This is a genomic window from Streptomyces sp. NPDC086023 (assembly GCF_044540325.1).
GTDB lineage: Bacteria > Actinomycetota > Actinomycetes > Streptomycetales > Streptomycetaceae > Streptomyces.
The window spans coordinates 1-18,947 of record NZ_JBITRX010000005.1 but is presented as its reverse complement, the minus strand read 5'-3'; the positions used below and the strand labels follow the sequence as shown (position 1 = coordinate 18,947).

Sequence of the window (18,947 nt, the reverse complement as noted above, 5' to 3'; positions counted from 1 at the left end):
ACCGCGCGGCGGTGCTACTTCTTGCGGCGCCGGCCGCCCGCGGCCTTCTGCGCCTTGCGGCGCTCGGCCCGCGTCAGGCCGTCGCCCTCGGGCAGGGTGTCCGAGAAGTCGCCCTCGACGACACCGCCCTCGCCGTCCACCGTGGGAGCGGAGAAGTGCAGCCGGTCCGGGCGCTGCGGGGCGTCCAGGCCCTTGGCGCGGATCTCGGGACGGGCCGCCGGGATGGCGTCCTCCTTCTCCAGCGAAGGCGCCACCGGGACCTCCTCGACCTGCTGCTCGACCTGGACCTCCAGGTTGAACAGGTAGCCGACGGACTCCTCCTTGATGCCCTCCATCATGGCGTTGAACATGTCGAAGCCCTCGCGCTGGTACTCGACCAGCGGGTCCTTCTGCGCCATGGCACGGAGGCCGATGCCCTCCTGGAGGTAGTCCATCTCGTAGAGGTGCTCGCGCCACTTGCGGTCGAGCACCGACAGCACCACGCGGCGCTCCAGCTCGCGCATGATGTCGGAGCCGAGCTGCTTCTCGCGCGCCTCGTACTGCTCGTGGATGTCGTCCTTGACGGACTCCGCGATGAACTCGGCGGTGATGCCGGCACGGTCGCCCGCGGCGTCCTCCAGCTCCTCCACCGTGACCTTGATCGGGTAGAGCTGCTTGAAGGCGCCCCACAGCCGGTCCAGGTCCCACTCCTCGGCGAAGCCCTCGACCGTCTCGGCCGCGATGTACGCGTCGATGGTGTCGTCCATGAAGAAGCGCACCTGCTCGTGCAGGTCCTCGCCCTCCAGAACGCGGCGGCGCTCGCCGTAGATGACCTCGCGCTGGCTGTTGAGGACCTCGTCGTACTTCAGGACGTTCTTGCGCGTCTCGAAGTTCTGGGTCTCGACCTGCGACTGGGCCGACGCGATCGCGCGCGTCACCATCTTGTTCTCGATCGGCACGTCGTCCGGGACGTTGGCCATGGCCATGACCCGCTCGACCATCTGGGCCTTGAACAGGCGCATCAGGTCGTCGCCCAGCGACAGGTAGAAGCGGGACTCGCCCGGGTCGCCCTGACGGCCGGAACGACCGCGCAGCTGGTTGTCGATACGGCGCGACTCGTGCCGCTCGGTTCCCAGGACGTACAGGCCGCCGAGGGACTTGACCTCCTCGAACTCGGCCTTGACGGCCTCCTCCGCCTTCTGGAGCGCGGAGGGCAGGGCGTGCGCCCACTCCTCGATGTGCTCCTCGGGGTCGAGGCCGCGCTGGCGCAGCTCCGCCTCGGCGAGGTCGTCGGGGTTGCCGCCGAGCTTGATGTCCGTACCGCGGCCGGCCATGTTCGTGGCGACCGTGACGGCGCCGCGGCGGCCGGCCTGGGCCACGATCGCGGCCTCGCGCTCGTGGTGCTTGGCGTTGAGGACCTCGTGCGGGATGCCGCGCTTGGCGAGCTGCTGCGAGAGGTACTCGGACTTCTCGACCGAGGTGGTGCCGACGAGGATCGGCTGGCCCTTCTCGTGCTTCTCCGCGATGTCGTCGACGACCGCGGCGAACTTCGCGACCTCGGTGCGGTAGATGAGGTCCGGCTGGTCGGTGCGCTGCATCGGCCGGTTCGTCGGGATCGGCACGACGCCCAGCTTGTAGATCTGGTGGAACTCGGCGGCCTCGGTCATGGCCGTACCGGTCATGCCGGAGAGCTTGGTGTAGAGGCGGAAGAAGTTCTGCAGGGTGATCGTGGCGAGGGTCTGGTTCTCGTCCTTGATGTCCACCCCTTCCTTCGCCTCGATCGCCTGGTGCATGCCCTCGTTGTAGCGGCGGCCGGCGAGGATACGGCCGGTGTGCTCGTCGACGATCATGACCTCGCCGTCGATGACGACGTAGTCCTTGTCCTTCTTGAACAGTTCCTTCGCCTTGATGGCGTTGTTCAGGTAGCCGACGAGCGGGGTGTTCACCGACTCGTAGAGGTTGTCGATGCCGAGCCAGTCCTCGACCTTGGCGACACCGGCCTCGTGGATGCCGACCGTGCGCTTCTTCTCGTCGACCTCGTAGTCGCCGGTCTCCTCGATGCCCTTCAGCGGGTTGCCGGCCTCGCCCTTGGTCAGGCGGGTGACCAGCTTCGCGAAGTCGCCGTACCACTTGGTGGCCTGGTCGGCCGGGCCGGAGATGATCAGCGGCGTACGGGCCTCGTCGACCAGGATGGAGTCGACCTCGTCGACCACGGCGAAGTTGTGGCCGCGCTGCACCAGCTCGTCCTTCGACCACGCCATGTTGTCGCGCAGGTAGTCGAAGCCGAACTCGTTGTTGGTGCCGTACGTGATGTCGCAGGCGTACTGCTCGCGGCGCTGCGCCGGCGACATGTTCGCCAGGATGCAGCCGACGGACAGACCCAGGAACTTGTGGACGCGGCCCATCATCTCGGAGTCGCGCTCGGCGAGGTAGTCGTTCACCGTGATCAGGTGGACGCCGTCGCCGGACAGCGCGTTGAGGTACGCGGGCAGCGTGCCGACGAGGGTCTTGCCCTCACCGGTCTTCATCTCGGCCACGTACCCGAGGTGCAGGGCGGCGCCGCCCATGATCTGCACGTCGTAGTGGCGCTGGCCGAGGACGCGCTTGGCGGCCTCGCGGACGGTGGCGAAGGCCTCGGGGAGCAGGTCGTCAAGGCTCTCGCCGTTGGCGTACCGCTCCTTGTACTCCTCCGTCAGCGCCTTCAACTCGGCGTCGGAGAGGTTGACGAAGTCCTCTTCGATGGAGTTGACCTGGTCCGCGATGCGGTGCAGTTTGCGCAGGATCTTGCCTTCGCCTGCACGCATGAGCTTGTTGAAGACGGACACTGAGGCTGGTCTCCTTGCCGGTCGGGCCTGGCACTGGTTCGTACACGGGCACGGCAGGTGGGCCCCACCGCAACGGCCATCGTAAGCGAGGACGTGGTCGCGCCGGGAGGTCCGCCGTCGCCGCAGGGCGGCGCGCGCCCGGAATGAGAACGTACGGGGGACCTGGAAGGTGCCGGTCTCCCCGAAAACTGTTCGCCCCTGCCACCTGCGGGTGACGAGAATCCCTGCATGGAGCCCACGACACTGACCACCGGCCGACTCCTGCTGCGCCCCTGGACGCCCGGAGACGCCGACCTGGTGCACGCCTACTGCCAGGACCCGGACATCCAGCGCTGGACCGCCGTCCCCTCCCCCTACGAGCGCCACCACGCCGAGGGCTGGGTGGGTGAGCTCGCCCCGGAGGCCTGGCGCACGGACACCCAGTACCCCTTCGCCGTCTGCCTGGCCGACTCGGGCCTCCTCGTCGCCTCGGCCGGCGTCCACGTCCACGGCCCCGGCAAGTACGAGATCGGCTACTGGACCGCCAAGGAGCACCGCGGCCGCGGCTACACGGCCGAGGCCGTCGACCGGATCGCCCGCTGGGTCTTCACCGACCTGGGCGCCACCCGCCTGGAGTGGCGGGCCGAGGCCGGCAACACGGCCTCGCGCGCCGTCGCCGAGAAGCTGGGCTTCCGGTACGAGGGCCTGCTGCGCGCCGCCCTCCCCCAGCGCGGCACCGTCCGCGACGCCTGGATCGGCGGGCTGCTCCCCTCCGACCTGGGCCTGCCCTCCGCCGAGCCCTACCTGCCCCACCCCGCGGAAGCGAAGTAGCACCCGATGGACATGGTCACCCTGACCACCGCACGCCTCGTCCTGCGCCCGCACACCCCCGAGGACACGGCGGAGATGCACGCGGCCTGCCACGACCCCGAGATCCGGCGCTGGATGACGATCCCGGACCCGTACCCGATGGAGGCCGCCGCCCGCTTCGTCGAGGAGACCGTGCCGGCCGGGTGGAAGGACGGCTCGCAGTACAACTTCGTGGCCCGCGAGGCCGACGGCGGCCCGCTCGTCGCCGCGCTCTGCGTGCACCGGCTGGACGACCACATCCACGAGATCGGCTACTGGGCGGCCCCCGGACACCGCGGCAAGGGCTACACGACCGAGGCCGTGCGCGCCGCCGCCCACTGGGCCTTCACCGAGGCCGGAGTGGTCCGGCTGGTCTGGCGCGCCGGCGTCGGGAACGACGCCTCGCGCGCCATCGCCGAGAAGGCCGGCTTCGTGATGGAGGGCGTCCAGCGCTCGGGCATGGAGCACGACGGCGTGCTGCGCGACTGCTGGGCCGCGGCGCTGCTCCCCTCCGACCTGGGCCTGCCGAGCGCGCTGCCGCACGAGTCGGAGACGGCCGCCGGGGCCTGAGTGCTGCGCGGGGGCCCATTGTCAGTGGTGCCGCCTAAGGTGCGGCCATGACCATGGTCTCGCTCTCCGCCGACGAAGCACGCCGCATCGCCCTGCGCGCCCAGGGGTTCATCGGGGCCCCCGACCGGCGCGCGGGGGTCCGCGGCATACTCCGCCACCTGGGCGCCGTACAGCTCGACACCATCTCGGTGCTGGCGCGCTCGCACGAGCTCGTCCCGTACGCGCGGCTGGGGGCGGTGGGCCGGGAGGCGGTCGAGCGGGCGTACTGGACCGACAGCCACGCCTTCGAGTACTGGTCCCACGCCGCCTGCATCCTGCCGATCGAGGAGTGGCCGCACTTCGCGTTCCGGCGCCGGGTCAAGCGGGCCCACGGGTACCGCTGGCACCGGATGAAGGACAAGGAGGCCTCGTGCCGCCTGGTCCTCGACCGGCTGCGCGCGGAGGGCCCGCTGACCTCGACCCAGCTGGGCGGCGCGAAGAACGGCGGACCTTGGTGGGACTGGTCCGAGACCAAGATCGCCGTGGAGTGGCTGCTGGACGCCGGGGACGTGGTGGTGACCGAGCGGCGCGGCTGGAAGCGGGTGTACGACCTGGCGGAGCGCGCGGTGCCGGACGAGCTGTTCCACGACGAGCTGGACGACGCGGAATGCCTGCGCCGGCTGGTGGCCCTGGCCGGCCGTTCGCTCGGGGTGGGGACGCGTGCGGATCTGGCTGATTACCACCGCCTCAAGGGGGAGCAGGTGGACGCGGTGATCGCGGATTCCGGCCTGGTGCCGGTGGAGGTCGAGGGCTGGGGCAAGCCGGCCTGGGCGGATCCGGAGGCGCTGGCCACCGAGCCGTGCGGCCGCCACCGCACGACGCTGCTGTCGCCCTTCGACTCCCTCGTGTGGGACCGGCCGCGCACCGAGCGGATCTTCGGCTTCGCGCACAAGCTGGAGGCGTACGTGCCCAAACCGAAGCGCGTGCACGGCTACTTCGCGATGCCCGTGCTGGCGGGCGGCCGGCTCGTCGGCCGGGTGGACCCGGCCCGCGAGGGGACGACCCTGGTGGCCCGTCAGCTGTCCCTGGAGACCCCGAAGTCGGCTCCCGCGGTCGCGGCCGCGCTGCGTGAGGCGGCCGAGTGGGTGGGCTGCGACGCGGTACGGGTGGAGCGGGGCGGCACCCCGGAGCAGGCCGCCGCGGTCACCGCGGAGCTGGCGGCGCTGGGCGCGTAGCACCCGTACGGCAGAAGGGCCGGGGGCTGCGTGGGCCCGTGGCCCGGGCCCACCGCGGGTCAGCGGATTTCGAGGATCTTCTCCCGCATCGCGTAGACCACGGCCTCCATGCGGGAGTGCAGCTGGAGCTTCTCCAGGATGTTCCGCACGTGGTTCTTCACGGTGTTCTCGGAGATGAACAACTCCTTGGCGATGTCCCGGTTGTTCATCCCGGTCGCCACCAGCTTGAGGACCTCCAGCTCACGGTCGGTCAGCCGGGGGGCGGGCACCAGCCGCCGCTCGTCGGTGCGCTGGATCATCGACTTGAACTCGGTGAGCAGCTTCGACGCCATGGAGGGGCTGATCTGCGACTGGCCGTCGGCGACGGCCCTGATCGCGGTCGCCACCTCGTCGGTGGAGATCTCCTTGAGGAGGTAGCCGGTGGCCCCGGCCTTGATCGCGTCGTAGAGGTCGGCCTCCTCGTCGCTGATCGTCAGCATGATGATCTTCGCGCTGGGGGCCACCTCCTTGATGGAGGTGCAGGCCTCGATGCCGCCGCGCCGGGGCATCCGCACGTCCATGAGGATGATGTCGGGGAGCAGGTCCGCGGCCTTGTCCACGGCCTCGGCGCCGTCCCCGGCCTCGCCCACGACCTGGATGTCCTCCTCCTGGGCCAGCACGATCTCCAGCCCGCGGCGGAAGAGCGCGTGGTCGTCGACGACCAGGACCCGGATCGGTTCCCCGCCGTGGCCCGCGCCGGGCGTCCCGGAGCAGTCCGCCTCGTCCTCGTGAACCGGTCCGAAGCTGTCCGCCATCGTTCCTCCCCCTGAAGGCCGTGGCCCGAAGTACATGTGCCGCGCCGAACGGGGCGCTCAGGCCGCCCGTTGGCTGCCCGCCATGATTCCATGCCCGGCCGACACCGTGGTCGGCCGCTGGCCGCAAATGGATGCCCCCGGGGGCGCGTGGAGCGCCTCCCAGGGGCATCTCGCTGACGTTTTCCTGCGCGCGGGACCGGGGCCGTCAGCCGCCGAGCGCCCCGCCCGCTCCGCCGCCCTCTTCCGAGGTCGAGTGGCTGTCGGCGTCCAAGTGGATGACGCCGTAGTCGTACGCGTGGCGTCGGTAGACCACGCTCGGCTGCTTGGTGTCCGAGTCGACGAACAAGTAGAAGTCGTGACCGACGAGTTCCATTTCGTAGAGCGCCTGGTCCAGGCTCATGGGCGCGGCCGCGTGGGTCTTCTCGCGGACCACGAGCGGTCCCTCGCCCTGTACTTCGAGCGAGCCGATCCGCGTCGTCGGGATCTCGTCGCTCTCCTCGGTGACCAGGTGGCCGTTTCCGTTCAGCACCGCCGCGCCGGGCACCGCGTCGGCCACTTCCGCGGCGGACAGGCGGCCGGTCCCCCTGCGGCTGAAGCGCTTGTCGTGCTGCTTGCGCAGGCGCGCCTCGAGCTTCTCGTGCGCGAGGTCCAGCGCCGCGTACGGGTCCGCGGCCGCGGCCTCTGCCCGGATCACCGGGCCACGTGAGTGAAGCGTGATCTCCACGCGGTCGGAACGGTCGGCCTGGCGCGGGTTGTGCTCCTTGGACACCTCGACGTCGAGGCTGATCACCTTGCCGTCGAGCTTCTGGATCTTCTCCAGCTTGAGCTTCTCGGCCACGTGCTTGCGGAACCGCTCGGGCACTTCGGTCTTGCGGCCCTTGACGACGATGTCCACGCAGAACTCCGTTCCCGGATCGCTCCGCCTCGTCGGGCGAAGCGTCTCCCTTTTGCACCAGACTCCGGTGAGCACCGGAGCCTCGGACTTGGCGACTTTCACCTCCTCCTCCCCCATCGGCGAGATCTCCACCCCACCGACTTCGGGAGGGGAGGGAAACCCTCCCGAACTCCGAAGCACGTGATCCGCTGGTGGGGCCGAAGTGCTCGCCATTACCGCTTACAACCGAACATATCTCGCTCGGACGGTTGTCGGCACCCGCTACCGGAACGTACCTCCGATCAGGTGTGTTTTCCCTCCTACCACCTGCAACGATGCGCCAATCTTGTCAGTTCCAATTCTTTTCGAAAGAGGCCGAAGGTCCCCCGATCACGGCCGCTCGGACCCGATCGGATTCAACCGTTCGGGGAGGTGGTCCGCCTTCCGGCAAAAGCTCTCCGGGCAGCACCACACGCACCGCCCGCGCCGCTTCCGCCAGCGACGCTCCGGTGGTCACCAGGTCGTCCACGAGGACGACCTGCCCACCCGCCAGCAGCCGCACACCACCCCGCCGGACCTCCAGGGCCCCGGACAGGTTCGCGCGCCGCTCGCGCGCCCCCAGACCCGCCTGGTCCGCCACCGCCCGCCGCTGTCCCAGCACCGCCGCCACCCGCGCCGGCCGGCCCCCTCGCCGCAGTTCCCGCGCGGCCGCCAGCGCGATCCCCCGGGCCGGGTCGTGCCCGCGCGCCCGCACCGCCCGCCGCGCGGAGGGCACGGGCACCAGTACGAGCGGCCCTCCCCCGGGACCGGGCGCGGCGGCCCGTACCGCCGCGGCCAGGGCACCGCCCAGCACCTCCGCGAGCCCCAGCGCCCCGCGTTCCTTGTGCGCGAGCAGCACGGCGCGCACCGCGTCGCGGTACGGCGCGGCCGCGTACACCGGCGGCATGCCGTACGGCTCGGGGCTGGGCCGCACCCGGCGCGCCCGGCCCCCGCTCAGCGACCGGCGGCAAGGCTCGCAGAGGAGGGTGCGCGCGGCGCCGCAACCGCCGCAGTCCACCGGCAGGACCAGCCCGGAGAGCTCCCGCCACCACGCCCGCATGGCTCCACTGTGCCCCCGGCCCACCGGCCCGGCCACCCCTGTGGAAAACCACCCCGACCGCCCGCGTCCGCGCTTCCGCCGGGCACGGCGGAAGCCGGCCGGACCTCACTCGCAAGGCACCCGGGAAGTCGGCCGGATCTCACCCGAAGGAGTGGTCGGGACAGGCCGTACCAGGGCACGCCCGTCCCGCGGGAGGCCCGGGCCGGCAGGCGCGGGTCAGCCGGGGTATACCGGGGCCGAGCCGCCGTCCACCACGGTCCGCCACTGGGCGCCGGGCGGCAGCCAGACGATGCCGTCCGTCCCGGAGTACGCCACCACGGGCGCCTTCTCGTCCTCGGAGGCGGCGATCGCGCTCAGCCCCGTGGCGCCGGGCAGGCTGCCGGAGACCACGGCGGACCCGTCGGCCTGCATGTAGCGGGCCTGCACCACGCCCCCGGCCTCCCGGCCGACGACCAGCAGCCGTCCGCGCGAGGCCCAGGACATGGCGGTGACGTCCGCCATCTGGGGGGCCGCCGGGCGCAGCTCGCGCACCAGCACCCTGGTCTCCTCGCTGCCGCCCCGGGCGTCGGGGCGCTCGATCCGTCCCACGTGCAGGGTGTGCCGGCCGTCCTTCTCGATCAGCAGCGCGATGCGCACGCCGTCGGAGGAGACCCGCAGGGACTCGATCCGCCCGCCGTGCAGCCCGGCCACGTCCACCCGCTGGGGGGTGCCCTCGCCGCCGTTGAGCACCCACACCGCCGGGTCGGCCGGGTTGCGGTCGGCCACCCAGAGGTCGCCGCGGCCGTCCCAGCTGGGGGCGGAGAGCCGGTGCCCGGTCCCCGCGTTGGCGGGCGCCTTGCTGGTCAGCACCGGCTGGCCGAGCGGGCCGCCGGTGGTCAGCGAGACGACGTACATCTCGCGGCCGTTCTCGCTGATCACCGCGGTGCGCTTCTCGTCGTGCGCGACGGCCGCCGAGCCGATCTTGAGCTGCGCGGTGGCCAGCGGCCCCGCCACGGGCTCGCCCTGTTCCGGTCTGGCCTCGCTGTCGGACATCAGCTGGATCCTGCGCAGCCGGTTCTCGGGGTCCACGTAGTACTGGTGCTGGGGCGAGACGTTGGAGAAGCGGTTCGCGGTGACCGTGGCCTCGGGCTCGCCGACCTGGCACAGGGCCGACTTGCCGTCGGAGCGCAGCAGTTCGACGCTGGTCACCCGCGAGGCGGTCACGTCCTTCACCGTGAACAGCAGCTGGGTGGCCATCCGCCGGCACTGGCTGTCGGCGACGTTGTCCGCCTTGCCGTTGAGCGGCACCCGCAGCGCGTTGTCCCCGTCGTACGAGAGCGTGCGCGTGCCGTCGCGCAGGGCCGTGCCGGTCGGGAAGCTCGAACCGACCACCGGGCCCAGCCACTTCGAGGGGCCCGCCAGCAGGGACTGCACGGTCTGGGTGATGGCGTCCATGCGCGATTCCGGATCGGGGCGCTGGCGCACGAACACCGGGTCGGCGACGAGCATCCCCGCCGCGAAGTAGTACTTGTTGACGGACCGGAAGATCCGCTGGAAGTCGGACTCACCGAGCACCAGGCCGTCGGGCAGCCCGTCGATCCGCCACTGGTTGTCCTCCTTCACCAGCTGGAGGAACTCCTTGTACGAGGCGTTCCCGGCCTCCGGCTGGTAGGCGCTGCGCTCGTCGACGCGGGCCAGGCGGTTGCCGGACAGCTCGAAGCGCTGCCCTTCCTCGTCCTGGTCGTTGCCGGCGCCGAGGCGCTGGCGGTTGAGCTCGGACGAGAGGACCGTGATCCCCTTGCCCGGGTTCCACTTCGCCGCGGCCCTCTTGGTCAGGTACTCGCGCGCGATGGCCAGCTTCGGGTCGTCGCTGGTCATGGCCTCCAGGAAGCCGTCGACGATCTCGAACGGGGTGGCCTTGTCCTTCGGCGGCACGCCGAAGACCCGTACCTGCGAGTCCACCCCCTGGGAGGCCTCGACCTGCTTGACCTCGCCGCTGTCGGGCATCGAGGCGCAGCCGGCCAGCAGCAGGGCGCCGCAGCCCAGGGCTCCCGCCACCCGCAGGCGACGGCCCCGGACACCGGCGGTGCCGCGGCCGTTCCTGGCGTCCCGGCCGTTCCTGCCGTCCCGGCCGTCCCGGCCCGTGGTCTCGGTGGCCTGCGGGGCCTCAGCGTCCACCTGCGCCGTCCTCCCGGTCCGTGCCCGTCGGCCGGGCTGTCTGTCCTTGCGGGGCGGCCTGGTCGCCGCCGGGCCTGGCCACCACCCGCGCGCCGTTGCCGGGCAGCGCGGTGGGGTCGGCGGGCACTGCGGTGGCGACGAGGCTGCGCGGCGGTATCGGATCGCGGTCCCGCTCGGCGACGCCCTGGGGGGGCAGGTCGCCGGACCGCTCCTCCAGCCGGGCCGCCGCGCGGGCGCGGGCGGCCCGCGAGTCCTCCGGCTCCAGCGGGATCGGCGAACCGCGCAGCGGCTCGTCCGCCGTACGGGGCAGTGTCAGCCGGAACTGCGAGCCGCCGCCGGGCTCGCCCCAGGCCTGCAGCCAGCCGCCGTGCAGCCGTGCGTCCTCGACGGCGATCGACAGGCCGAGGCCCGTGCCGCCGGTGGTCCTGGCCCGCGCGGGGTCGGCCCGCCAGAAGCGGTTGAACACGCGGGTGGCCTCGCCGGGCTTCAGGCCCACGCCGTAGTCGCGTACGGCCACGGCCACCGCCCCGCCGGCCGAGGCCAGCCGGACCACCACGTCCTTGCCCTCTCCGTGCTCCACGGCGTTGACCACGAGGTTGCGCAGCACGCGCTCCACGCGGCGCGCGTCCGCCTCCGCGACCACCGGCTGGGAGTCGCCGAGCACCCGGATCCGGCTGCCCTTGCGCTCGGCCAGCGGCTCGGCGCCGTCGATGACCCGGCGTACGACGTCGCGCAGGTCTATCGGCTCGGCCTCCAGCGCCGCGGCGCCCGCGTCGAACCGGCTGATCTCCAGCAGGTCGGCGAGCAGCGTCTCGAAGCGGTCCAGCTGGCCGGCGAGCAGTTCCGCGGAGCGCGCGGTCACCGGGTCGAAGTCCACCCGGGCGTCGTGGATGACGTCCGCGGCCATCCGTACCGTCGTCAGCGGGGTGCGCAGCTCGTGCGAGACGTCGGAGACGAACCGCCGCTGCATGCGCGAGAGGTCCTCCAGCTGCTGGATCTTGAGCTGGAGGTTCTGGGCCATCTTGTTGAAGGCCTCGCCCAGGCGTGCGATGTCGTCCTCGCCGGTGACCTTCATCCGCTCCTGGAGGCGCCCCGCCGAGAGCCGCTCGGCGATCCCGGCGGCCATCCGCACGGGTGTGACGACCTGCCGCACCAGCAGCCAGGCGATGGCGCAGAGCAGCGCGACGACGAACAGACCGGCCGTCGCGATGGTGGCCTTGATCAGGTTCAGCGACTCCTCCTCCTGCGTGAGCGGGAAGAGGTAGTACAGGTGGTACGGGTCGCCGTTGATGTCCGTCAGCCGCTTGCCGATCACCAGCGCGGGCTCGGAGGCCTTGCCGCTGCTCGTGTACTCGATGCTGGAGAAGGTCTGGTACGGCCCGGTCCCGCTGTCCACGGCCTTGCGCAGCGCCGCCGGCACGCTCGCGGTCGGGTCGACCCCGCCGGAAGCCCGCGGGCCGCGGACGCCGGAGCCGAGGTCGCCGGCCGCGTCCTCGGCCTCGCCGGCGCCGAGCGCGACCACGGAGTACGCCTTCTGGCCGCTGGAGGCCAGCTGCTCGACGAGGTCGGACATCCAGGCGCTGGCGTTGCGGCCGGCCCGGTTGTCACCCGCCGCGTTGTCCTGGGCGCCGGTCACCGCCGGCGCGTTGGCCTTCTCCTGCGCGACCGCGAAACCACCGGAGGCCTGGCTCTGGGCCGCCTCCTCCTTGGCGACGAGCAGGCCGTTGCTGACCTGCCCGATGACGACGAAGCCGAGCATCAGGACCACGCCGAGCGACATGAGCAACGTGCCCGCGACGACGCGCAGCTGGAGGTTGCGCCGCCACAGCCGGATCGCCGGCAGCAGCGGTCTGCGCACCCAGCGCACGAAGAGGCGGAGCAGGGGCCGGCCGGACGCTCCGATCAGGAACCGCCGGCCGCCCCGGGGGGCCGTGCGGGACGGCATGTCAGCTCGGCCCCGCCTTGTAGCCGACGCCGCGGACGGTCACCACGATCTCGGGGCGCTCCGGGTCCTTCTCGACCTTGGAACGCAGCCGCTGTACGTGCACGTTGACGAGCCGCGTGTCGGCGGCGTGGCGGTAGCCCCACACCTGCTCCAGCAGCACCTCGCGGGTGAACACCTGCCACGGCTTGCGCGCGAGCGCCACCAGCAGGTCGAACTCCAGCGGGGTCAGCGCGATCGACTGCCCGTCCCGCTTCACCGAGTGCCCGGCCACGTCGATGACCAGGTCACCGATGGTCAGCTGCTCGGGGGCAGGCTCCTCGGAGCGGCGCAGGCGGGCCCGGATGCGGGCCACCAGCTCCTTGGGCTTGAACGGCTTGACGATGTAGTCATCGGCACCTGACTCCAGGCCGACGACCACGTCGACGGTGTCGCTCTTGGCCGTGAGCATCACGATCGGCACACCCGACTCGGCCCGGATCAGCCGACAGACCTCTATGCCGTCCCGTCCGGGCAGCATGAGATCCAGCAGCACCAGGTCCGGCTTGGCCTCACGGAAGGCAGCCAGGGCCTTGTCGCCGTCCGCGACGAACGACGGCTCGAAACCTTCTCCACGCAGCACAATGCCGAGCATCTCGGCCAGCGCGGTGTCGTCGTCGACGACAAGGACGCGTCCCTTCATGACTGACATCATCCCATTAGCCAATCGTTACCCGGCGGTGAGCTGGCACACAGCGATGCGACCAGCGGTTTCGCCCCGGTCACCCGTCGTGATCCGGCCCCTCAGTCTGCCCCCTCCCCGGGTGCCGGCAGAAGGCTCGGGAGCCTCCCGGACCACGGGAGGCCCGGCCCGGACCTAGATCGGGAAACAACGCCGGGGGCCCGCCCGATCGGCCCAACCACATGGCACGATGGCAGCCGACCAGCGCCCCGCCCCCGTACGGGCACGTGAAGGAGTGACGATGAACGACTCTCCGGGCTGGGCCTCGCCCGGATCCACCCCGTCGGACGGCGAACGCCCCGACGGGGCGGCGGCCACGCCGGACGGAGCGGCCCCCGCCCCCGACGCGGCTCCCGCGCCCGACGGCGGCACCGGCGCCACGCCCCCCGCCGACCAGCGGTGGTCGGCCGAGCAGCCCCCCGCGGGCCAGTGGACCGGCGTCAACCCGGGCGGCCCGGCCCCCGGGCCCGGCGCGCCCAGCGGGCCCGCACAGGGCTGGGGAGCCCCCGGCAGCGGCTGGGACCCGTCCACCCGCGGCGGCGCCCACACGGCCTGGGGCGCCAAGCCGTACGCGCCCAAGCCCGGCGTGATCCCGCTGCGCCCCCTCGGCGTCGGCGAGATCCTCGACGGCGCGGTCTCCACCATGCGCGCCCACTGGCGCACGGTCCTCTCGATCACCCTCGCGGTGGCCGTGGTCACCCAGCTCGCGATCACCCTGGTCCAGGGCTTCGCGCTCGACGACCTCAACACGGCCGCCGCCGGCGACCCCGAGGCCGCGCTGCGCCAGCAGCTCGACGCCATCGGCGGCAGCATCGCCGCCAGCGCCGTCGCCCAGGTCATCACCCTGATCGGCACGATCCTCGCCACCGCCACCCTGACGATGGTGTTCAGCCGCGCCGTGCTCGGCCGGACCTCCACCGTCGCCGAGGCCTGGCAGGAGGCCCGCCCCCGGCTGCTGAAGCTCACGGGGCTCACCCTGCTGCTCCTGCTGATGGTCGTGGCGATCTTCGCCGTCGCCCTGCTGCCCGGCATCCTCGCCGGCAGCTGGGGCCTCGGCCTCGGCGGCATGCTCATCGCCTTCCCCGTGGCCCTCTGGCTCTACATCCGCTTCAGCCTGGCCTCGCCGGCCCTGATGCTGGAGAAGCAGCCCGTACTCAAGTCACTCGCCCGGTCGGCCCGCCTGGTCCGCGGCGCCTGGTGGCGGATCTTCCTGATCACGCTCCTGACCAGCATCATCACCAGCATCGTGGCGGGCATCATCGTCTTCCCCTTCACGATCGCCGGCATGCTCTTCGGCGGCGACGGCTTCCAGGGCATCGTCGAGGGCACCGCCACCTACAGCTGGGGCTTCCTGGTCGTCACCGCGATCGGCTCCGTGATCGCCCTGACCGTCACCATGCCGATCAACGCGGGCGTCACCGTCCTGCTGTACATCGACCAGCGCATCCGACGCGAGGCCCTGGACCTGGAGCTGGCCCGCGCCGCCGGCCTCCACGGCCCCGGCGACACCCCGCCCGGCACCGCCGCCGCGGGAGGCTGATGCGGTGACGGCCACGGGGGGCACGACCACCCGCGCGGCGGCCGCACTGGCCCGCCGCGCGGACGAACCACCGGTGACGACACCCCGCGTACCCGCCCGCGAGGCGGCCGAACGCGAACTGTCCAAGCCGATGTACCACGAGAACGACCCGGGCCTGCTCCAGCGCGCCTGGAACGCCTTCTGGGACTGGGTGGGCGAGGTCCTCGACGCCGCATCCGGGGTCACCCCCGGGGGCACCCTGGGCCTCGTCGTGGTCGTCCTGCTGGTACTGGCCCTCCTCGCCGCCCTGTGGTGGCGGCTCGGCACCCCCCGCCGCGCCGCCGCCTCCGCCGCCGCCCTCTTCGACGACCGCCCCCGCAGCGCCGCGGAGCACCGCACCGCCGCCGAGGCGCACGCCGCGGCAGGCCGCTGGACCGAGGCCGTCCAGGAGCGGATGCGCGCCCTGGTCCGCTCCCTGGAGGAACGCACCCTCCTCGCCCCCCGCCCCGGCCGCACCGCCGACGAGGCGGCCGCCGAGGCCGCCCGCACCCTCCCCGCGCACACCGCCGCCCTCCGCGCCGCGGCCCGCGCCTTCGACGACGTCACCTACGGCGGCCGCACCGCCGACCAGGAGGCCTACGTACGCCTGCGGGACCTCGACCTCACCCTGGAGCGGACCCGCCCCCTCCTCGACGCCACCACCCCGGGAGCCGCCGGATGACCGGCACCACCGCCCCCGCCCCCGCGGCCACCCCCGGCCGCACCTCCACCGCCCCCGGCCCGGCACAGCTGTGGGCCCGCGCCCGCGGCCCCCTCCTGGCCCTCGCGGTCCTCCTCCTGGCCGGCATCGTGCTCGCCGCGCTCAACTCCGGCGAGGCACACGGCCGCCTCGACCCCCGCTCCGCCGACCCCCAGGGCACCCGCGCCCTCGCCGAACTCCTCAGCGGCCACGGCATCCGCACCCACGTGGTCACCACCACCGCCGAAGCCGTCACCGCGGCCGCCCCCGGCACCACCCTCGTCGTCACCTCGCCCGGCCTCCTCACCGACGGCCAGCGCGAGACCCTGAAGACGGCCATGGACCTCTCCGGCGGCCGCACCGTGCTGCTCTCCCCCGGCCCCACCGCCCTGGCCGGCCTCGTCCCGGGCGTCACCGCCTCGGCCACCGGCGGCGACGAGGCACTGGACCCGCGGTGCGCGTACGCCCCCGCGGTCGGCGCGGGCCGCGCCACCACCGGCGAGGGCCTCGCGTACACGACGACCCGTCAGGGAGCCGCCTCCTGCTACCCGGACGACGGCCCCGCCACCCTCCTCGTCCTCCCGGGCCGGGACGGCGCCGACACCGTCCTCCTCGGCTCCCCGGCACCCCTCCTCAACGAGAACCTCGCCGACGAGGGCAACGCCTCCCTGGCCCTCCAACTCCTCGGCACCCGAACCGAGGTGACGTGGTACCTGCCCACGCTCGCCGACCCGGCGGCCACCGGCGAGGGCACCGAGCAGAGCTTCTCCGACCTGATCCCCGACGGCTGGTCCTGGGCCCTGCTCCAACTCCTCGTCGCAGCCGTCCTCGCCGCCGCCTGGCGCGCCCGGCGCCTCGGCCCCCTGGTCCACGAGAACCTCCCGGTCGCCATCCGCGCCTCCGAGGCCACCGAGGGCCGCGCCCGCCTCTACCGCAAGGCCGACGCCCGCGACCGCGCCGCCCAGGTGCTGCGCGCCGCCACCCGCGAACGCCTCGCCGCACTCCTCGGCGTACCACCGGCCGGCGCCCACGACCCCGCCACCCTGACCCCCGCGGTCTCCGCCCAACTCCCGGGCGACGGACGCCACCTGACGGGCCTGCTGTTCGGGCCCGCACCCACCGACGACGCGGCCCTCGTCGCGCTCACCGACCACCTCGACGCCCTCGAAAGGGAGGTCCGCTCCTCATGACGGCCCAGCCCGCAGACCACGCAGCCACCGCGGACCGCGCGCGCTCCGCGCTGGAGGCCCTCCGCACCGAGATCGGCAAGGCCGTGGTCGGCCAGGACCCCGCCGTCACCGGTCTCGTCGTCGCCCTCCTCTGCCGCGGCCACGTGCTCCTCGAAGGCGTCCCCGGCGTCGCGAAGACCCTCCTGGTGCGCGCCCTCGCCGCCTCGCTCGAACTCGACACCAAGCGCGTCCAGTTCACCCCCGACCTGATGCCCAGCGACGTCACCGGCTCCCTCGTGTACGACGCGCGCACCGCCGAGTTCTCCTTCCAGCCCGGCCCGGTCTTCACCAACCTCCTCCTCGCGGACGAGATCAACCGCACCCCGCCCAAGACCCAGTCCTCCCTCCTGGAGGCCATGGAGGAGCGGCAGGTCACCGTCGACGGCACCCCGCGCCCGCTGCCCGACCCCTTCCTGGTCGCCGCCACGCAGAACCCCGTCGAGTACGAGGGCACCTACCCCCTCCCGGAAGCCCAGTTGGACCGCTTCCTCCTCAAGCTCACCGTCCCCCTCCCGTCCCGCCAGGACGAGATCGACGTCCTCACCCGCCACGCACAGGGCTTCAACCCCCGCGACCTCGCCGCCGCCGGCGTACGCCCGGTCGCCACCGCCGCCGACCTGGAGGCCGCCCGCGACGCCGTCGCGAAGACCGCCGTCTCCCCCGAGATCACCGGGTACGTCGTCGACATCTGCCGCGCCACCCGCGAGTCGCCCTCCCTCACCCTGGGCGTCTCCCCCCGCGGCGCCACCGCCCTGCTGGCCACCTCCCGCGCCTGGGCCTGGCTCACCGGCCGCGACTACGTCATCCCGGACGACGTGAAGGCCCTCGCCCTGCCCACACTCCGCCACCGCGTTCAGCTGCGCCCCGAGGCCGAGATGGAAGGCGTCACCGCGGACTCGGTCATCAACGCGATCCTGGCCCACGTCCCCGTACCCCGCTGATGGCCCTCACCGGACGCGCCGCGCTCATCGCGGCCCTCGGCTCGATCCCCGTCGGCCTGCTGGAACCCGGCTGGACGGGCCTGCTGGCCGTCAACGGCCCGCTGGCACTGGCCTGCGCCTGCGACTACGCCCTCGCGGCCCCCGTACGCACCCTCCGCCTGGCCCGCTCCGGCGACACCAACGTCCGCCTCGGCGAGGCCGCGGAGGTCCACCTGACCGTCACCAACCCGGGCACCCGCCCGCTGCGCGCCCGGCTCCGCGACGCGTGGCCGCCCAGCAGCTGGCTCCCCGGCACGGAGACCGACGCCTCCCGCCACGCGCTCCGCGTCCCGCCGGGCGAACGCCGCCGGGTCACCACCCGGCTGCGCCCCACCCGGCGCGGCGACCGCCAGGCGGCCCGGGTCACGATCCGCTCGTACGGGCCGCTGGGCCTGCTGGCCCGCCAGGGCAGCCACGTCGTCCCCTGGACGGTCCGCGTCCTGCCGCCCTTCACCAGCCGCAAGCACCTGCCCTCCCGGCTGGCCCGGCTTCGCGAACTGGACGGCCGCACCAGCGTCCTGACCCGCGGCGAGGGCACCGAGTTCGACAGCCTGCGGGACTACGTGCCGGGCGATGACACGCGTTCCATCGACTGGCGGGCCACCGCCCGCCAGAACAAGGTGGCCGTCCGCACCTGGCGCCCCGAGCGCGACCGGCACATCCTGATCTGCCTCGACACGGGCCGCACGTCCGCCGGCCGGGTGGGCGACGCCCCCCGGCTGGACGCGGCGATGGACGCGGCCCTGCTCCTGGCCGCCCTGGCCTCCCGCGCGGGCGACCGCGTCGACCTGCTCGCGTACGACCGGCGCACGCGCGTCCAGGTCCAGGGCCGGTCCGCGGGCGACGTCCTGCCCGCCCTGGTGAACGCGATGGCCACCCTGGAGCCCGAACTGGTGGAGACCGACGCCCGGTCGATGGTCTCCACGATCCTGGCCGGCGCCCCGCGCCGGTCCCTGGTGGTCCTGCTGACCGGCCTGGACGCGGCGCCCATCGAGGCGGGCCTGCTGCCGGTACTGCCGCAGCTGAGCCGGCGGCACACGGTGCTGGTCGCCTCCGTGGCCGACCCCGAGGTGGAGCGCATGGCCAAGGCGCGCGGCACGGTGGACGCGGTGTACGAGTCCGCCGCCGCCGCCCAGTCCCGCTCCCAGCGCCACCGCACCGCCGACCAACTGGCCCGCCACGGCGTCACGGTCGTCGACGCGCCCCCGGACACCCTGGCCCCGGCCCTGGCGGACGCGTACCTGGCCCTGAAGGCAGCCGGCCGCCTGTAGAACGCAGAAGGGGGCCCGCCGAATGGCGGGCCCCCTTCCTGTAACTCACCCTGACCCTGAAACGCAGAGAAGCCCCGCACCACGATTCTTTCGAATCAGGTGCGGGGCTTCCCCACAATGATTGTTCGGCGGCGTCCTACTCTCCCACAGGGTCCCCCCTGCAGTACCATCGGCGCTGAAAGGCTTAGCTTCCGGGTTCGGAATGT

Annotated in this window: 15 protein-coding genes and 1 rRNA gene; 8 read left to right on the top strand and 8 right to left on the bottom strand. The window is 73.0% G+C overall.

All coding sequences use genetic code 11. The features are described 5' to 3' along the window. Positions 1-14: 14 nt before the first annotated feature. Entirely contained in the window at positions 15-2,804 is a 2,790-nt protein-coding gene (secA, locus tag ACIF6F_RS11720; RefSeq protein WP_399944654.1) for a preprotein translocase subunit SecA, read from the bottom strand. A gap of 228 nt (positions 2,805-3,032) precedes the next feature. On the opposite strand from secA, the gene ACIF6F_RS11715 reads away from it, so the two are divergent. The 3 genes from ACIF6F_RS11715 to ACIF6F_RS11705 are packed head-to-tail and all read left to right on the top strand — an operon-like array spanning position 3,033 to position 5,416. After that, positions 3,033-3,614, top strand: coding sequence for a GNAT family N-acetyltransferase (locus ACIF6F_RS11715; RefSeq protein ID WP_399944652.1), 582 nt, complete (start codon positions 3,033-3,035; stop codon positions 3,612-3,614). Positions 3,615-3,620: 6 nt separating this feature from the next. After that, positions 3,621-4,202: a GNAT family N-acetyltransferase gene (locus tag ACIF6F_RS11710; RefSeq protein ID WP_399944649.1), complete on the top strand. Its 582-nt coding sequence runs from the start codon at positions 3,621-3,623 to the stop codon at positions 4,200-4,202. A 53-nt stretch (positions 4,203-4,255) separates the two neighbouring features. Continuing rightward, a complete protein-coding gene (locus ACIF6F_RS11705; RefSeq protein WP_399945541.1) occupies positions 4,256-5,416 on the top strand; it encodes a winged helix-turn-helix domain-containing protein in 1,161 nt (386 codons plus the stop codon). A gap of 59 nt (positions 5,417-5,475) precedes the next feature. Here the strand turns inward: ACIF6F_RS11705 and ACIF6F_RS11700 are convergent, their stop codons facing one another. The 6 genes from ACIF6F_RS11700 to mtrA all read right to left on the bottom strand — a co-directional run bounded on the left by ACIF6F_RS11700 (position 5,476) and on the right by mtrA (position 12,976). Continuing rightward, entirely contained in the window at positions 5,476-6,210 is a 735-nt protein-coding gene (locus ACIF6F_RS11700) for a response regulator (protein WP_399944646.1), read from the bottom strand. A 205-nt stretch (positions 6,211-6,415) separates the two neighbouring features. Next, positions 6,416-7,105 carry a ribosome hibernation-promoting factor, HPF/YfiA family gene (gene hpf, locus ACIF6F_RS11695; protein ID WP_399944643.1) on the bottom strand — a complete coding sequence of 230 codons (690 nt, stop codon included), beginning with the start codon at positions 7,103-7,105 and terminating at the stop codon, positions 6,416-6,418. A 328-nt stretch (positions 7,106-7,433) separates the two neighbouring features. After that, on the bottom strand, positions 7,434-8,183 hold the full coding sequence (locus tag ACIF6F_RS11690; protein WP_399944640.1) for a ComF family protein: 750 nt from the start codon (positions 8,181-8,183) through the stop codon (positions 7,434-7,436). A 216-nt stretch (positions 8,184-8,399) separates the two neighbouring features. Next, on the bottom strand, positions 8,400-10,340 hold the full coding sequence (locus tag ACIF6F_RS11685; RefSeq protein WP_399944638.1) for an LpqB family beta-propeller domain-containing protein: 1,941 nt from the start codon (positions 10,338-10,340) through the stop codon (positions 8,400-8,402). Beyond that, positions 10,330-12,285: an MtrAB system histidine kinase MtrB gene (gene mtrB, locus ACIF6F_RS11680; protein ID WP_399944635.1), complete on the bottom strand. Its 1,956-nt coding sequence runs from the start codon at positions 12,283-12,285 to the stop codon at positions 10,330-10,332. Before mtrB ends, ACIF6F_RS11685 begins: the two co-directional genes overlap by 11 nt. 1 nt (position 12,286) lies before the next feature. Further along, positions 12,287-12,976: a two-component system response regulator MtrA gene (mtrA, locus tag ACIF6F_RS11675; protein ID WP_399944632.1), complete on the bottom strand. Its 690-nt coding sequence runs from the start codon at positions 12,974-12,976 to the stop codon at positions 12,287-12,289. A gap of 268 nt (positions 12,977-13,244) precedes the next feature. Here mtrA and ACIF6F_RS11670 point away from each other — a divergent pair, with 268 nt between their 5' ends. The 5 genes from ACIF6F_RS11670 to ACIF6F_RS11650 are packed head-to-tail and all read left to right on the top strand — an operon-like array spanning position 13,245 to position 18,741. Further along, entirely contained in the window at positions 13,245-14,543 is a 1,299-nt protein-coding gene (locus ACIF6F_RS11670) for a hypothetical protein (protein WP_399944629.1), read from the top strand. A 4-nt stretch (positions 14,544-14,547) separates the two neighbouring features. Continuing rightward, the gene (locus ACIF6F_RS11665; protein ID WP_399944627.1) at positions 14,548-15,243 is read left to right on the top strand and encodes a DUF4129 domain-containing protein; all 696 of its coding nucleotides are present in this window, start codon (positions 14,548-14,550) and stop codon (positions 15,241-15,243) included. After that, entirely contained in the window at positions 15,240-16,451 is a 1,212-nt protein-coding gene (locus ACIF6F_RS11660) for a DUF4350 domain-containing protein (RefSeq protein WP_399944624.1), read from the top strand. Before ACIF6F_RS11665 ends, ACIF6F_RS11660 begins: the two co-directional genes overlap by 4 nt. Then, the gene (locus ACIF6F_RS11655; protein ID WP_399944621.1) at positions 16,448-17,431 is read left to right on the top strand and encodes an AAA family ATPase; all 984 of its coding nucleotides are present in this window, start codon (positions 16,448-16,450) and stop codon (positions 17,429-17,431) included. Before ACIF6F_RS11660 ends, ACIF6F_RS11655 begins: the two co-directional genes overlap by 4 nt. Beyond that, positions 17,431-18,741 (top strand): DUF58 domain-containing protein, encoded by a 1,311-nt coding sequence (locus ACIF6F_RS11650; RefSeq protein WP_399944618.1) that lies wholly within the window; start codon positions 17,431-17,433, stop codon positions 18,739-18,741. The genes ACIF6F_RS11655 and ACIF6F_RS11650 overlap by 1 nt, the downstream gene beginning before the upstream one ends. Positions 18,742-18,864: 123 nt before the next feature. Here ACIF6F_RS11650 and rrf read toward each other — a convergent pair. Beyond that, positions 18,865-18,947, bottom strand: a 5S ribosomal RNA gene (rrf, locus tag ACIF6F_RS11645); the annotation flags it as partial.

Coding starts and splice junctions, on each gene's coding strand:
- ACIF6F_RS11715 (WP_399944652.1), top strand. CDS start 3,033: ATGGAGCCCACGACACTGACCACCGGCCGACTCCTGCTGCGCCCCTGG.
- ACIF6F_RS11710 (WP_399944649.1), top strand. CDS start 3,621: ATGGACATGGTCACCCTGACCACCGCACGCCTCGTCCTGCGCCCGCAC.
- ACIF6F_RS11705 (WP_399945541.1), top strand. CDS start 4,256: ATGGTCTCGCTCTCCGCCGACGAAGCACGCCGCATCGCCCTGCGCGCC.
- ACIF6F_RS11700 (WP_399944646.1), bottom strand. CDS start 6,210: ATGGCGGACAGCTTCGGACCGGTTCACGAGGACGAGGCGGACTGCTCC.
- ACIF6F_RS11690 (WP_399944640.1), bottom strand. CDS start 8,183: ATGCGGGCGTGGTGGCGGGAGCTCTCCGGGCTGGTCCTGCCGGTGGAC.
- mtrB (WP_399944635.1), bottom strand. CDS start 12,285: ATGCCGTCCCGCACGGCCCCCCGGGGCGGCCGGCGGTTCCTGATCGGA.
- mtrA (WP_399944632.1), bottom strand. CDS start 12,976: ATGATGTCAGTCATGAAGGGACGCGTCCTTGTCGTCGACGACGACACC.
- ACIF6F_RS11670 (WP_399944629.1), top strand. CDS start 13,245: ATGAACGACTCTCCGGGCTGGGCCTCGCCCGGATCCACCCCGTCGGAC.
- ACIF6F_RS11660 (WP_399944624.1), top strand. CDS start 15,240: ATGACCGGCACCACCGCCCCCGCCCCCGCGGCCACCCCCGGCCGCACC.
- ACIF6F_RS11655 (WP_399944621.1), top strand. CDS start 16,448: ATGACGGCCCAGCCCGCAGACCACGCAGCCACCGCGGACCGCGCGCGC.
- ACIF6F_RS11650 (WP_399944618.1), top strand. CDS start 17,431: ATGGCCCTCACCGGACGCGCCGCGCTCATCGCGGCCCTCGGCTCGATC.